Origin of the sequence: Oerskovia turbata (assembly GCF_000718325.1) — a bacterium.
GTDB lineage: Bacteria > Actinomycetota > Actinomycetes > Actinomycetales > Cellulomonadaceae > Oerskovia > Oerskovia turbata.
In genome coordinates this window covers 1-239 of the sequence record NZ_JOFV01000063.1, presented here as the reverse complement: position 1 = coordinate 239, position 239 = coordinate 1, and the positions used below count along the sequence as shown (strand labels likewise).

Sequence of the window (239 nt, the reverse complement as noted above, 5' to 3'; positions counted from 1 at the left end):
CACTGTTGATGATCATCGTGACCATGTCGGCCGCGGTCTCACCCGTCCTGCCCAGACCCCACGTGTCGATCAACAGCTCGTAGATCGGCGCCTTGTACAGGCCCTGCAACGCCGCCGCCGCGAACGTGATCACCACGTACGCCACCACGTACCAGAACGCCGCCCGCCAGATCGAGGTGTTCGACCTGAACGTCACGTTGCGCTGGGCGAAGAAGTTGATCACCTGCGCGATCAACAAC

General features: G+C 61.9%; 1 pseudogene. It reads right to left on the bottom strand.

What is annotated here, in order from left to right:
- Window positions 1-239: pseudogene (locus IE95_RS20755) on the bottom strand (hypothetical protein); the annotation flags it as partial.